General features: G+C 53.8%; 1 protein-coding gene. It reads left to right on the forward strand.

Going from position 1 to position 474, the window contains the following annotated elements; translation table 11 throughout:
* Positions 1 to 22 precede the first annotated feature (22 nt).
* The coding region (locus HMPREF2990_RS12260) for an IS3 family transposase (protein ID WP_083316914.1) at positions 23 to 474 on the forward strand (452 nt) is incomplete at its 3' end.

Below are 474 nucleotides of genomic sequence, written 5' to 3' on the forward strand. Positions count from 1 at the left end.
AACTCGACCCAAAACGTCGGAAATGATCCGATTCATCGATGAATACCGGAATCGTTTCTCTGTCGAGTTCATCTGTAAGACGTTGAAGGATAACCGGGCTGGTGGGTTCATCACCTCGCGTGGGTATCGCCAGTCCAAGGCCCGTGGGTTAAGTGCTCGTCGCCTTCGTGATGCTGTGCTGGTCGACCGCATTAGTGCTGTTCATCGGGATAATTACGGCGTCTACGGCGTGCGGAAAATGTGGCATGCTCTCCGCCGTGACGGAATTGATATCGGTCGTGAACAAACTGCTCGGTTGATGCGCTTGGCCGGTGTTTCTGGCAAAGGCAAAGGCAGATCACCTCTCACAACCCGTAAGGCTAATGTGCCTGATCTGCGCCCGGACTTGGTCGAGCGTGAGTTCAAAGCTCAGGGCCCGAATAAACTGTGGGTGGCCGACATTACGTATGTGCGCACGAAGAAAGGCTTTGTGTA

Source organism: Corynebacterium sp. HMSC071B10 (assembly GCF_001814825.1).
Lineage (GTDB): Bacteria > Actinomycetota > Actinomycetes > Mycobacteriales > Mycobacteriaceae > Corynebacterium.